Raw genomic sequence first — 14,133 nt, 5'->3', positions numbered from 1 at the left:
ATTCGAACCAGCGACCAACCGGTTAACAGCCGGTTGCTCTACCACTGAGCTACCGGGGAACAGATGCTCTTGTGTAAGTGGCGCTGCCTATAGCAAACCCATTTCGGCTTTGCAAAGAAGCATTTCGAAATTTTCTCCAGTTTTTCGTGCGGCCATTTGTGGCATCGTTTGGGGATGCCCACATATGAGCGGTTTCACACAGGCTCGAAACAAAGGCGGCGGCTCGTTCTCGTTGGGTCAGAGGGTTTCGGCGCCGCGGATGGGATCTGGTTTCGCTATGACGGCAGTCAATGACGACCGCGCACCGGCACGGAAAATCACGGTTTTCGGCCGCGAATTCCAAATGCCGCGCTCGAGGGGGCTGAGGATAACGATCGGGATAGCGCTCGCAATCGGCGGGATTCTCGGCTTCCTGCCGATCCTGGGCTTCTGGATGATTCCACTGGGGCTCCTGGTGTTGTCCTATGAATTCGCGCTGGTACGCCGCCACCGGCGGCGCTTCGTCGTCTGGTGGGAACGCAGGCGGCGATCGGACTAGTCCGGCATCCCGTTCGCAGGTTGCGCTTGGCTCACGGGCGATTTGCAGCAGCGCATTGAACCAAATGTTGAAAGCGCCTGGAGTGACGCAGCGGCGCTTGACGACCCTTCACCACCAACATAATGAGTTCGCTCGGAACGCCGGGAGCATACGAGGCCTCGTGGCGGAATGGTTACGCAGAGGACTGCAAATCCTTGCATCCCGGTTCGATTCCGGGCGAGGCCTCCAATCCCCGGGCTCAGGCGCGATCGCGCCGGGGCGGAGTTCCGGTCGAATTTGAACCGCGTCTTGGCGCGGGCATGGATTGGCGCGGAAAGCGGGTTGGTTGGGACATGAACGCTGATTTCTCCGAACGCCGCGTGAAGATGGTCGATGGCCAGATTCGCACCACCGACGTGACCAGCGCGCCGCTCATCGAAGCAATGCTGGCGATCCCGCGCGAGGCTTTTGTCGGCGCTGCGCCGCGCGACCTCGCTTACATCGACGAAGATATCCGCATTTCGGACGGCGCCAACGGCAGCGGCGCGCGTTACCTGATGGAGCCGTCGCCGCTCGCCAAGCTGCTGCAACTGGCTGAGATCGACGCCGGTGATTCGGCGCTCGACGTCGGTTGCGGCACGGGCTATTCGGCGGCGCTGTTGTCAAAGCTTGCGCGTTCGGTCGTTGCGCTGGAAAGCGATGCGGCGCTCGCGGAAGCCGCGAAGTCAACGCTCTCGACATTGGGTTGCCAGAACGTGACGGTGGCGATCGGGCCGCTGGCGCAAGGTCATGCCGCCAAGGCGCCGTATAATGTCATCTTCATCGGCGGCAGCGTCGAAGAGGTGCCGGCGGCGTTGCTCGACCAGCTCGCCGAGGACGGCCGGCTGGTCGTAGTCGAAGGACAGGGCAATTCCGGCGTGGCCCGCGTATTTTTCAAGGCGGGCGGGGTTGTAACCGGAAGACGGGCCTTTAATGCGGCAATTAAGCCACTACCGGGCTTCGAACGTACCCACGCATTTGAATTCTGAGCGATTTTGCCTTGCGGCGAAGGCGTTGTCGTGATCGCTTGCGCCTTAAACAATCGTTGCTGATTGCTTGATCCGGCGTCTCCGGAAGGCTGTCAGCGGGGGAACGATAAACAACGCGGCGCAGGCTTATCCGCAAGGGTGGGCTGGCGCGGCGTGGTTCCCATGCAAACGAATGAGGGAAATAACGTGCCATCCGTACGCAAAAGCGTCTCACTAGCGATCCTCGTTTCCGCCACGGCGCTTTCGCCGCTGGCTGCTTCCGCCGAAACGATCACGGGTGCGCTTGCAAAGGCCTATCAATACAATTCGCAGCTGAACGCGGCACGGGCCGGTACACGTGTCACCGACGAAGGCGTCGCGATCGCCAAGTCTGGCTGGCGTCCTACCGTTACCGGCTCGAGCAGCATCGACTACACGAGCACGCATGCGAGCGGTTTCAGCACCAACACCACGACCGGCAACTTCGGCATCCAGATCAACCAGACGCTGTTCGACGGGTTTCAGACCAAGAACAACGTTGCGGCCGCCGAATCGCAGGTGAAGGCTTCGGTCGAGAGCCTGCGCAACACCGAGGAAAACATCCTGTTCAACGCGGCAAGCGCTTACATGGATGTGATTCGCGATCGCCAGATCGCGGCGCTGACCGAACAGAACCTGCAGTTCCTGACCGAGCAGGCACGCGCGGCGAGATCGCGTTTCGAGGTTGGCGAAGGCACCCGCACTGACGTCGCGCAGGCCGATGCCTCGCGCGCCACCGCGGTGGCGCAATTGGCCTCCGCCCGCGCGACGGCGCTGGCTAGCGCCGCCACCTACCATCAGATCATCGGCGAGGAGCCCGGCAAGCTAAAGGGGGCGGCGCCGTTGGCGAAGCTGTTGCCTTCAGGTCTCGCTACGGCGTTTACGATCGCGGCCGTCGAGCATCCCGCCATCCTCGCCACGCAGCATCTCGTGGACGCCGCCGCGTTCGTGGTGAAGTCGTCGGAAGGCGCGTTGCTGCCGCAGGTCACGGCTTCGGCTGGTATTTCGGATGCCTACACCCACTCGGTTCCCGATCTGAAGGGCACCAACGGCACGTCGACTTCCGCCAACATCGGCGCCACGCTGACCATTCCGATTTATTCGGGCGGCCGCACGATGGCGGTGGTGCGCCAGAACAAGGAATCTCTGAGCGAGGCTCGCATCCAGGTCGATGTCAGCCGCGATCAGGTCCGGCAGGCGGTGGCGTCGGCGTGGACGCAATATACCGCGGCCCGCGAGAACGTGGACGCCAACAAGCAAGTGATTGCCGCCGCGCAATTGGCGCTCAACGGCGTCATCGAGGAGCGCAATGTCGGCCAGCGCACGACGCTGGACGTGCTCAACGCCCAGGCCGCCGTTATCACGGCCAAGATCAATCAGGCAGGCTCGGAGCACGACGTCGTGGTTGCGAGCTATGCAATCCTGTCGGCAATGGGTCGCCTGTCGGTCGAACGGCTCGGCCTGCCGGTCACCAAGTACAAGCCGGAAGAGCACTACAACGCCGTCAAGGACAAGTGGTTCGGGATCACCACGCCGGACGGCCGCTGATTTCTTCAGAATTGCAGGAAGCGCCGCGCATCGGATGAATGCGCGGCGTTTTGCTTTTCCACGGGGTGGTCGGCGGTCGGGTCCTTGCAGCGGTCGGGGACGGAGACCGTTTCACGCCGTTCACCGAATCGCTCTAATCTGTTGAAACCCAACATGTCCCCAGATTGGGGATTCTCGGACGGCGATCGGTCGTTTACGCTGTCGACATTGATTCGAGTTCCGGTGAGCGGAGCTATAATCTGCAATGGGTCACAAGGGCGGCGGATGTGACGATGGCGACGGCTAGCAGCGCACAGCGCGAACCTTCCATGGAAGAGATTCTGGCTTCCATCCGGAGGATCATCGAAGACAGCGACACCGGCCGCAAGCAGCCCGCCGACGCTGGTGAACTGCGCCAGGACGTCCAGCCCACCTCCGCCGTGGCTCCTGCAGCCGAGGTCGATGCGTTCCGTTCCGAATTGCACGCCGAAACTTCGCCCGTGAAGCCGGTGAGCCTTGCCGAGGTCCAGGCCCAACTCGTGGCGGCAGACCCGGAGGCCGGTCGCACCGCAACCCGAATAGAGCCGATCAGGCCGGCGCCCGCGCCACGGACCCTGGCGGAAGTCGGAGCAAGGGTCACCGCCGACCTGGTGGGGCCGGCGGTACAGGACCGCGCGGTGAGCGGGTCGCAGACCGCGGAAACCATTGTCGCCGATTGGCGTCGCGAAATCGCGGCTGCCGGTGGCGGAACCGTCACCGCGAAGGTGGCGCCGCGCGTGCCCGACGCCACCCCGAAAGTCGAGATCGAGAAGGACATCGAGATCGACGAGGACGACCTGACGGATGCACCGGTCGCCAAGATCGAGGCAGAGCAGCCGAGCGTCGTCCGTCCGCCGTTAGCGGAAACGCCGCCGGCCCGCCCGGCAATTCTCTCCGAGCATGCGGGACGACAGGTCGCGGCGTCGTTCGGCGAGCTTTCCGACGCCTTCGCCAGCCGCAGCAAGAAGACCTTCGACGAGATGGCCGAGGAGATGCTGCGGCCCATGCTGCAGGATTGGCTCGACAACAACCTGCCCACCCTCGTCGAGCGGCTGGTTCGCGAGGAAATCGAGCGCGTGGCGCGCGGCGCGCAGTGATCCTGCCCGAAAATTCGTGATGAAGTCGCTGCCTTGGGGCGGTGCCTTTGTTTGGAGGAGGGTGCAACCGTATCGCGGTGTACCCGGTCAGCGCCCGTCATCAAGGCGACATGACGGGGCTCTGGGCAAACGGGCTCTCTCGACGGCCGGCCACGTGATGCCCACCCCTACATTCGACAGGAACCTCCTCCGCGTCATGATCGTCCTCGCGGTGGGCCAGGTCATTGCTTGGGGCACGCTCGGCCTTCCTGCTGTCGTGGGCAGCCGGATGGCCGCCGATCTTCACATGAGCGTCTCGGCTGTCTTTGCCGGCATATCCGTCCGTGGCGCGCGAGACGATGCCCTTGGCCCTCTGCGACAAGGCTGATTACACACAGGCTGCCTCGCGCCCTGCCTTGCCGCTCAATCTGATCTCGGCGACGTCTCCGCCGCTCATGGCGGGGCTGCTGGTGCATTCCGGCAGCAAGGCGCTTCTGCTGCTGGCGATAGCCTGTTCCTGCGTCGCGCTGGCCATCACCCTGACACTCGGCACACGCCGCCCGACTGCCGCCGTCGCCATCGCCTGAATGCCGCGCCGGCACGACGGCAGTTCCACCAATGGCGCCGATTGCCGCTTGCCGCGAGCAGCCTATCTATAGACTGCGGCGAGCGTCTCCTCCGCCCGCGGTTGACTCGACCAAGCCCTTCCGATTTACACCGGTGGGATCAATTCCCGACAGTTCGGACTTCCTCCATGCTTGAAAAGACCTACGACGCCAAAACCGTCGAGCCGAAGATCGCCAAAATCTGGGAAGAGGCCGACGCCTTTCGCGCCGGCGCGGGCGCGGAGGAAGGGGCGGAAGCCTTCACCGTGGTGATCCCGCCACCGAACGTCACTGGCTCGCTGCATATGGGCCATGCGCTCAACAACACGCTGCAGGACATTCTCGTGCGCTTCGAGCGCATGCGCGGCAAGAATGTTCTGTGGCAGCCTGGCATGGATCACGCCGGCATCGCCACCCAGATGGTGGTCGAGCGCCAGCTCATGGAAAGGCAGATTCACCGCCGCGACCTCACACGCGAGGAGTTCGTCGAAAATGTGTGGGAGTGGAAGGCCGAATCCGGCGGCTCGATCCTCAACCAGCTGAAGCGCCTCGGCGCCTCGGCCGACTGGTCGCGCGAGCGCTTCACCATGGACGAAGGCCTGTCGAAGGCGGTGCTGGAAGTCTTCGTCACGCTCTACAAGGAAGGGCTGATCTACAAGGACAAGCGCCTTGTGAACTGGGATCCCAAGCTGCTGACCGCCATTTCCGATCTCGAGGTCGAGCAGCACGAGGTCAACGGCAATCTCTGGCACTTCCGCTACCCGATCGAAGATGTGACTTTCGATCCCCAGAACCCGAAGACGTTCATCACGGTTGCGACGACGCGGCCAGAGACCATGCTCGGCGACACGGCGGTGGCCGTGCACCCGGACGACGAGCGGTTCAAGGATCTGGTGGGCAAGAACGTCGTCTTGCCGATCGTTGGCCGCAAGATACCGATTGTCGCCGATGAATACTCGGATCCGGAAAAAGGATCCGGCGCGGTCAAGATCACCCCGGCGCACGACTTCAACGATTTCGAGGTCGGCAAGCGCCACAAGCTGCCGGCGATCAACATCCTGACCGTCGAAGCCGCCGTAAAGCTCAAGGACAACGAGGATTTCCTCGCCGGCCTCGAGGTCACGCCGGAGCGCCAGGCCGTGTGGGACGAACTCGATGGGCTCGACCGCTTCGCGGCACGCAAGAAGATCGTCGAGCTGATGGAGGCGGGCGGCTTCCTGGAGAAGGTCGAGCCACACCGCCATGCCGTGCCGCATGGCGACCGCGGCGGCGTGCCGATCGAGCCGTTCCTCACCGACCAGTGGTACGTCAACGCAGCCGAGCTCGCCAAGCCAGCTATGGCTTCCGTGCGCGAGGGCCGCACGAACTTCGTGCCGAAGAACTGGGAGAAAACTTATTTCGACTGGATGGAGAATATCCAACCCTGGTGCATCTCGCGCCAGTTGTGGTGGGGCCACCAGATACCGGCCTGGTATGGACCGGACGGGCGCGTCTTCGTCGAGAAGACTGAGGAGGAGGCGTTGGCCGCCGCCGTCGAGTACTACCTGGCGCTGGAGGGGCCCTGGAAAGCCTGGGTCGAGGACAAGCTCGAGAACTTCCAGCCGGGTGATATCCTGACGCGCGACGAGGACGTGCTCGACACCTGGTTCTCCTCGGCGTTGTGGCCGTTCTCGACACTCGGCTGGCCCGACCATACGCCAGAGCTCAAGACCTACTATCCGACCGACGTCCTGGTGACAGGCTTCGACATCATCTTCTTCTGGGTCGCCCGCATGATGATGATGGGGCTGCACTTCATGGACAAGGAGCCGTTCCACACGGTCTATGTGCATGCGCTGGTGCGCGACAAGAACGGGCAGAAGATGTCGAAGTCGAAAGGCAACGTCATCGACCCGCTCAATCTGATCGACGAGTATGGCGCCGACGCGTTGCGCTTCACGCTGACGGTCATGGCGGCGCAGGGACGCGACGTGAAGCTCGATCCGGCGCGCATTGCCGGCTATCGAAATTTCGGCACCAAGCTCTGGAACGCAACGCGCTTCGCAGAGATGAACGAGGTGGCGCGCAATGACGACTTCTGGCTGCGAGACGCAAAGCTAGCGGTTAACCGGTGGATCCTGACGGAACTGACGCGGGCGGCGCGCGCTATCACCGAGGGCATCACAGCCTATCGCTTCAACGAAGCGGCGGGAGCCGCATACCGCTTTGTCTGGAACCTGTTTTGCGACTGGTATCTCGAGCTTCTGAAGCCGGTGTTCATGGGCACCGATGAGGCGGCCAAGGCCGAGAGCCGGGCGTGCGTGGCCTTCGTGCTCGACGAGATCTACAAGCTGTTGCATCCGATGATGCCGTTCATGACGGAAGAGCTGTGGGCGCAGACCGCGGGCGAGGGCAAGGAGCGCTCCTCGCTGCTTTGCCACGCCGCCTGGCCGTCGCCCGACTTCGAGGACGAGGATGCTGCGGCCGACATCAACTGGCTGGTCGATCTCGTTTCGGGCATCCGTTCGGTGCGCTCGGAAATGAACGTGCCGCCGGCGGCGATTGCGCCGCTGGTGGTGATCGGCGCCAACGCGCTGACCAAGGAGCGGCTGGAGCGCCATACCCAGGCCATCATGCGGCTGGCGCGGGTGGGCGACATCGCGCTCGGCGACACGCCGCCCAAGGGTTCGGCGCAGATCGTGGTCAACGAGGCGACCGTCTGCCTGCCGCTCGGCAGCCTGATAGATCTCCAGGCCGAAGCCGCGCGCCTGCAAAAGGAACTGGCCAAGGTGACCGAGGAGATCGCCCGCCTGCACAAGAAACTTTCGAACGAGAAATTCGTCGCCAACGCTCCGGAAGAAGTGGTCGAGGCCGAGCGCGAAAAACTGGCGGAATATCGCGAGGCGCAGGAGAAGCTTTCGGTCGCCCTCAAAAGGGTGCGGGACGCCGGTTGAGCGCCAAGATTCGCACCCGTCAAACGGCGCTTTCCGGTACGTTAGCTGCCTCGAAAATAGGCATGCCGCTACGTTAATTTTGACGTAAACGGAAACTTTGCGCCCCATTGTTGCCGTAATGTAACAATGGGGCCTGTTTACCCAAAAATCGGCTGTTTTTGTGCTGTTTTGGATGATTTTTGTAGCCGTTTTGCACCGTTCGACGCCGTTTGAGCCGATTTAAGGCTCAATTGAGAGGACTGTCACCGTGGCGAAATTACGTGCTGTCAAGATGTACATGTACAGTTTTTGAATTCGTTGTTGCGCCGTTAACCCGAATTGGTTCTAGCTTGGACCACTTAGTATTCGGGGAGGGATTCCATGAACATTTTGCGTCTGAAGGCACTGCTGGGGGCAGGGTGCTTTTCTCTCGCCTTGATCGGAGCTGCGATGCATCCGGCCCATGCCGGTGGCCTGGAGCGCGGCGGCTACGACATCGACCTGCTGTTCGATCCGGCACCGGTCGCGACCGAAGCGGAAGCAACCTATGTGATGCCGGACCGTAAGTACAAGAATGCGCTTGGTCCGGGAGGCTTCAACCTAGGCTACGGCACAACGGCCAAGGGGGCAGAGGACTATTGGGTGCCGCGCATTGGCGCCAAGGCCCAGATCGTTCAGGGCGTCGACTGTATGGTCGATTATTCCCAGCCTTGGGGCGCACATGTTGCGCCAGGCATCTGGAACGGCGCGTTCTCCAACATCGAAACCAACATCAAGAGCGACAACTACGCCGGTACCTGCTCTTACAAGATGGATGCCGGCAAAGGCCAGCTTCGCTTTATCGGCGGCGTATTCTACCAGAAGGTCTACGGCTTCAAGGAAAGCCTGGTGTCGCCCCTAGTGCCGGATTTCGGCGGTACCGGCCGGGTTGATCTGTCGAGCAGCGGCTGGGGCTGGCGCGCCGGCATTGCTTATGAAATCCCTGAGATCGCCTTGCGCGCGAGCCTTGTCTACAATTCGAAGGTCAAGCTCGATAACATTTCGGGCACGTTGGACCTGACGAATGTTGGCGAGGGTGTGATCCCGATCTACGGCTCGACCCAGTACATGCCGGATGTGGTGGAATTGAAGCTCCAGTCGGGCATTGCGCCGGGATGGCTCGCTTTCGGCTCGATCAAGTGGGTCGACTGGAGTGTTCTGCAGAGCGTGCCAATCTGCGCGGTCGGTACCCCCGCTGCATTGTGCGTCACGGGTGATAAGGCTCATTCTGCTCAGCTGACCTCGCTCGATCTGATGTACCGTGACGGCTGGACAGTGACCGGCGGCATCGGCCACAAGTTCAACGAAGAATGGAGTGCCGCCGCTCAGCTTTCATGGGATCGCGGCACCTCGCACGGTTATGGCTCGCAGACCGATACGTGGACGGTGGGCGGTGGGGTGGCCTATACGCCCCGGCCAAACATCGAACTTCGTCTTGCTGGCGCGATCGGCGTGATGACCAGCGGCCATTCCGGGATCGTGGCTGGTGAGAACGGCTATCTGGCAGGCACGGATGCCAGCTACGATTTCGGCAACGATCTGGTCACCGCAATTTCGGGCGGTCTGAAGATCACATTCTAAGACTTTGAAAATTCAAAGAAAAAAGGCCGAGCAATGCTCGGCCTTTTTTCTTTGACCTATGGGGCTCCCGACTCCACCCGATCGGGCAATGTTGCAGATTCGCTGCACAATTAGCGCCCTATGCGATTGTGACGTTTTGGCAACAGTTTATGAACAACCCCTGCGCTAAAGATCAGGTCGAGGGGACTGCCCATTTCCCGCCATAAACCCGGAGCACCTCGGTTAGGTGCCAGGAAGCGTGCCGGGGGTGGCTCGGCGATGGGCAGGCCGCGGGGTGTGCGGCAAGGACGAGTATGGACGCCAAGGTTATCTCCAAGGCCAAGTTGCCGAGCCGCTACGTGACCGTTGGTCCGGCGCGGGCGCCGCATCGCTCCTACCTCTATGCCATGGGACTTTCGGCGGCCGAGATCGCGCAGCCGCTGGTCGGCGTTGCCAGCTGCTGGAACGAGGCGGCGCCCTGCAACATCTCGCTGATGCGCCAGGCGCAGGTGGTGAAGAAGGGCGTGGCCGCCGCCAACGGCACGCCGCGCGAATTCTGCACCATCACCGTCACCGACGGCATCGCCATGGGCCACCAGGGCATGAAGTCGTCACTGGTGTCGCGCGAGGTCATCGCCGATTCGGTCGAACTCACCATGCGCGGCCATTGCTACGACGCGCTGGTCGGGCTTGCCGGCTGTGACAAGTCGCTGCCCGGCATGATGATGGCGATGGTGCGCCTCAACGTGCCGTCGGTCTTCATCTATGGCGGTTCGATCCTGCCTGGCAGCTATCGCGGTCGGCAGATCACCGTGCAGGACGTGTTCGAGGCCGTCGGCCAGCATTCGGTCGGTACGATCGGCGATGCCGAGTTGCTGGAAATCGAACAGGCGGCGTGTCCTTCGGCCGGATCTTGTGGCGCCCAGTTCACCGCCAACACCATGGCGACGGTCGCCGAGGCGATCGGCCTGGCGCTGCCTTATTCCTGCGGCGCGCCGGCGCCCTACGAGATGCGCGACCGCTTCAACTTCGCGTCCGGCGAGAAGGTCATGGAACTGATCGCCAAGAACATCCGGCCGCGCGATATCGTGACCCGCAAGGCGCTGGAGAACGCTGCGACCGTGGTTTCGGCCACCGGCGGCTCGACCAACGCCGCGCTGCACCTTCCGGCGATCGCGCATGAGGCCGGGATCAAGTTCGACCTTTTCGACGTGGCGGCGATCTTCGAGAAGACGCCCTACATCGCCGACCTCAAGCCCGGCGGCAAATATGTCGCCAAGGATATGTTCGAGGCCGGCGGCATTCCGCTCTTGATGAAGACGCTGCTCGATCACGGTTATCTGCACGGCGACTGCCTCACCGTGACTGGCCGCACTTTGGCCGAAAACATGGAGCACGTTGCCTGGAATGACAGCCAGGACGTGGTCCGTCCCGCCAACCGGCCGATTACCAGCACGGGCGGCGTTGTCGGCTTGAGGGGCAACCTTGCCCCCGAAGGCGCGATCGTGAAGGTCGCCGGCATGTCGGAGCTGAAATTCTCAGGACCGGCGCGCTGCTTCGATTCGGAAGAGGAGTGTTTCGAAGCGGTCACGCAGCGCAATTACCAGGAAGGCGAGGTTCTCGTCATCCGCTACGAGGGGCCGCGCGGCGGTCCGGGGATGCGTGAGATGCTGTCGACGACGGCGGCGCTCTATGGCCAGGGCATGGGCGGCAAGGTGGCGCTGATCACCGACGGCCGCTTCTCGGGCGCCACGCGCGGCTTCTGCATCGGCCATGTCGGGCCGGAGGCCGCGGTGGGCGGACCGATCGGGCTGATCAAGGATGGGGACATGATCTCGATCGACGCCGTGAACGGCACAATCGAGGTGGCGCTATCGGACGCCGAATTGGCCGCCCGGGCAAAGGACTGGAAGGCGCGCGAGACGGACTATCAGTCTGGCGCGATCTGGAAATACGCACAGACCGTAGGGTCGGCCCGCGATGGCGCGGTCACCCATCCGGGCGCTGCCAGAGAAACGCACTGTTATGCGGACATCTGAGGTGTTGAGGTCGTTTGTCTTGCCGGCACTGGTCGCGATCGCGACCTTGGGCGCCGTCGGGCAGGCCATGGCCTTCGACGACAAGGTGTTCGACGACAAGACCGGCGTGAAGCCGCAGTCCAGCCCGTGGGCGGTGTTCCAGTTCGGCTTTTCGGCCTACAAGAACGGCCATAAGGAACAGGCGGTCGAAGCCTATAAATACGCCGCCGAGAACGGTCAGATCGGCGCGACCTGGAAACTTGCGCGCATGTATGCCGAAGGCGACGGCGTGGCGCGCGACGACTATGCCGCGTTCAAATTCTTCTCCGAGATCGTCGACCAGGATGTCGAACCCGGTTCGCCGGAGGAAAGCTATGTGTCGGATGCGCTGGTGGCGCTCGGCGATTACCTTCGCAAAGGCATTCCAGGCAGCCCGGTGACGGAGAACGATGTCGCGGCGCAGGAATATTATATGCGTGCCGCCGCCAACTACCGCAATCCGAACGCCCAGTTCGAGATCGGCCAGATGTTCCTGAAGGGCGAGGGCGGCGTGAAGGCCAGCGTCAAGCAGGCCGGCCGCTGGCTGCAGCTTGCGGCGGAGAAGGGTCATGCCGGCGCGCAGGCGACGCTCGGCAACCTCCTGTTCCAGAGCGGCAAGATCGTGCGCGGCCTGGCAATGATGACGGCCGCGCTGCAACGCGCTCCGGCGGCCGACCAGCCCTGGATCCGCACCATGCAGGAAGAGGCCTTCGCGGCAGCCGGCGAAGCCGACCGCCGTACCGCGATCTCGCTCGCCGACGACATCCTGACCAAAGGCAATAACGGCGACCAGTAAGCCGCTGCTGATTTCCAGCTTGCAGGAGGGGGCTTCGCGCAGGGCCCCCGAAGCACGTTTCGCCGGTCCGAGGCTAGAGCATTTCACCGTTTCATGGAAACGGCGAAACGCTCTATCTCTTTGTTTCTACGCAATTCCGGACGGAAAACCGTTTCACACTTTTCCTGGAATTGCTCTAGTGCCCCCCGGCCGCTGCTTCGCGGCCATCCGCCTCAAGAGGGGAGATTATCCCCTCAAGTCTCAGTTGGCGGTCGGCTCGGTCGGTGTTTTATCGGGCGTCGGGGTGACGACCGATGTCGGGCGCGGTTTCGGCGCCTCGCCGGGGCACTCGTCCTTGACTGTCGTCCAGGAAGTGTTGTTGAGAACCATCTCGCAGCGAGCGAGGTGGCTTTGGCTGGGAAGCGTCAGGCAAGCCTGTTCACCGAGCTTGTAGGAATTGCCGTTGGCAAGACAGGCCTGGGCGGCAAGCACCGGCGCGGGCGTGGCGACGGCGATAGCGGCGCCCATCGCGCCAAGAGCAAATCGCATTTTCATGTCACCCCCCATTACGACGGTTCGTATCAAAGGCGCGATTTGTGGCGACAAAACGGTTCGGCGAGGGCTGCGACGCGATCCGGACTCAGGCCGGCTGCAGATCGAGTTCTATCGCCACCGGCACGTGGTCGGACGGTTTCTCCCAGGCCCGCACATGCTTTTCGACCGAGGCCGAGGCAAAGCGGTTGGCGGCCTCCGGCGACAACAGCAGGTGGTCGATGCGAATGCCGTTGTTCTTCTGCCAGGCGCCGGCCTGATAGTCCCAGAAGGTATAGACATCAGGCGAATCCGAGACCGCGCGCACGGCTTCGGTGAAGCCGAGGTTCTTCAGCCGGCGGAAGGCTTGTCGGGTCTGCGGCTGGAACAGCGCGTCGCCGAGCCAGTTCTCGGGGAACCTGGCGTCGGCGAGCTCGGGAATGACGTTGTAGTCGCCGGCCAGCACCAGCGCTTCCTCGAGCCGCAAGCGTTCTTGCGCCCAGCGCTCAAGTCTCGCCATCCATGACAGCTTGTAGGAAAACTTCCGCTCGTCATCGACCGGGTTGCCGTTGGGCAGATAGAGCGAGACGACGCGGAGGGCGCCCTTGCCGGTCGAGAACACGCCCTCGATGAAGCGCGCGTGGTCGTCCTCATCGTCGCCCGGCAGGCCGCGATTGACCTCGTCGAAGCGCAGCTTCGACAGGATGGCGACGCCGTTGAAGCTCTTCTGGCCGTTGGTCTCGACATTGTAGCCCAGCGCCTCGATCTCGGCGCGCGGGAACAGTTCGTCGACCGACTTGATCTCCTGCAGGCAAACGATGTCCGGCGCGCTCTCGGTCAGCCAGTGAGTGAGGTTGCCGATGCGGGCGCGAACGCCGTTGATGTTCCAGGTAACGATCTTCATTTCGGCCTCAATGCGATTCCGGACTGAGGCTGATCGTATTGCCTGCGGGGGCCTTTAGATAGGCCACCTCAAACTTCTCCTGCCAGAAGGCACCAAGCGCGCACAGGCTTGACGAGACCGATACCCGTGTCCGCCGTATCGCGCTGCCCGCAGGTTTCGAAAATAGCGTGAGTCAGATGGAGAAGCTGGTGCCGCAGCCGCAGGAGGCGACCGCGTTCGGATTCCTGATCTGGAAGGACTGGCCCATCAGATCGTCGACGAAATCGATCACCGAGCCGCCCATATAGACCAGCGACAGGTCGTCGATCAGGATCGTCGCCCCGTCCTTCTCGATCGCGACATCGTCGTCGTTACGGCTGTCCACGAGATCGAACTTGTAGGAAAAACCGGAGCATCCGCCGCCTTCGACGGAGACACGAAGCGCCGTCTTGCCAGCTTCGCCGGCAACGATCCTGGCGATCCGCTTCGCGGCGGCGTCGGTCATCTCGACCTTCATGGCAGTCTTTGCGTCCGCGCCCATCGGCGTCACCTTGCTTTCGGTTTCA

At 62.6% G+C, this 14,133-nt stretch carries 12 protein-coding genes and 1 tRNA gene; 10 read left to right on the top strand and 3 right to left on the bottom strand.

What is annotated here, in order from left to right:
- The first annotated feature begins 277 nt into the window (after window positions 1-277).
- From Q0L57_RS04385 to Q0L57_RS04340, 10 genes are all read left to right on the top strand, one after another.
- Window positions 278-538 (top strand): hypothetical protein, encoded by a 261-nt coding sequence (locus tag Q0L57_RS04385; protein ID WP_296738641.1) that lies wholly within the window; start codon window positions 278-280, stop codon window positions 536-538.
- A gap of 154 nt (window positions 539-692) precedes the next feature.
- Window positions 693-766 (top strand) — tRNA-Cys (locus tag Q0L57_RS04380).
- A gap of 104 nt (window positions 767-870) precedes the next feature.
- A complete protein-coding gene (locus Q0L57_RS04375; protein WP_296738640.1) occupies window positions 871-1,545 on the top strand; it encodes a protein-L-isoaspartate O-methyltransferase in 675 nt (224 codons plus the stop codon).
- A 186-nt stretch (window positions 1,546-1,731) separates the two neighbouring features.
- A complete protein-coding gene (locus tag Q0L57_RS04370; RefSeq protein WP_296738638.1) occupies window positions 1,732-3,111 on the top strand; it encodes a TolC family outer membrane protein in 1,380 nt (459 codons plus the stop codon).
- A gap of 308 nt (window positions 3,112-3,419) precedes the next feature.
- Complete coding sequence (locus Q0L57_RS04365; protein WP_296738635.1) at window positions 3,420-4,226, top strand: PopZ family protein; 807 nt, start codon at window positions 3,420-3,422, stop codon at window positions 4,224-4,226.
- Between the two features lie 338 nt (window positions 4,227-4,564).
- Entirely contained in the window at window positions 4,565-4,792 is a 228-nt protein-coding gene (locus Q0L57_RS04360) for a hypothetical protein (protein WP_296738632.1), read from the top strand.
- Window positions 4,793-4,959: 167 nt separating this feature from the next.
- A complete protein-coding gene (locus Q0L57_RS04355; protein WP_296738629.1) occupies window positions 4,960-7,743 on the top strand; it encodes a valine--tRNA ligase in 2,784 nt (927 codons plus the stop codon).
- Window positions 7,744-8,103: 360 nt separating this feature from the next.
- Window positions 8,104-9,342, top strand: coding sequence for an OmpP1/FadL family transporter (locus Q0L57_RS04350; protein WP_296738627.1), 1,239 nt, complete (start codon window positions 8,104-8,106; stop codon window positions 9,340-9,342).
- Window positions 9,343-9,635: 293 nt separating this feature from the next.
- A complete protein-coding gene (gene ilvD / locus Q0L57_RS04345; RefSeq protein ID WP_296738624.1) occupies window positions 9,636-11,360 on the top strand; it encodes a dihydroxy-acid dehydratase in 1,725 nt (574 codons plus the stop codon).
- Window positions 11,347-12,174 (top strand): tetratricopeptide repeat protein, encoded by an 828-nt coding sequence (locus Q0L57_RS04340; protein ID WP_296738622.1) that lies wholly within the window; start codon window positions 11,347-11,349, stop codon window positions 12,172-12,174. Before ilvD ends, Q0L57_RS04340 begins: the two co-directional genes overlap by 14 nt.
- Before the next feature lie 240 nt (window positions 12,175-12,414).
- Here the strand turns inward: Q0L57_RS04340 and Q0L57_RS04335 are convergent, their stop codons facing one another.
- From Q0L57_RS04335 to erpA, 3 genes are all read right to left on the bottom strand, one after another.
- Complete coding sequence (locus Q0L57_RS04335) at window positions 12,415-12,708, bottom strand: hypothetical protein (protein ID WP_296738619.1); 294 nt, start codon at window positions 12,706-12,708, stop codon at window positions 12,415-12,417.
- Between the two features lie 85 nt (window positions 12,709-12,793).
- Window positions 12,794-13,588: an exodeoxyribonuclease III gene (gene xth / locus Q0L57_RS04330; protein ID WP_296738617.1), complete on the bottom strand. Its 795-nt coding sequence runs from the start codon at window positions 13,586-13,588 to the stop codon at window positions 12,794-12,796.
- Between the two features lie 172 nt (window positions 13,589-13,760).
- On the bottom strand, window positions 13,761-14,108 hold the full coding sequence (erpA, locus tag Q0L57_RS04325; protein WP_296738614.1) for an iron-sulfur cluster insertion protein ErpA: 348 nt from the start codon (window positions 14,106-14,108) through the stop codon (window positions 13,761-13,763).
- Window positions 14,109-14,133 lie beyond the last annotated feature (25 nt).

Origin of the sequence: Mesorhizobium sp. (assembly GCF_024509055.1) — a bacterium.
In the GTDB taxonomy this organism is placed as follows: Bacteria; Pseudomonadota; Alphaproteobacteria; order Rhizobiales; family Rhizobiaceae; genus Mesorhizobium.
Note: the sequence above shows the minus strand (reverse complement) of the source record. Positions and strands in the feature narration are given on the sequence as shown.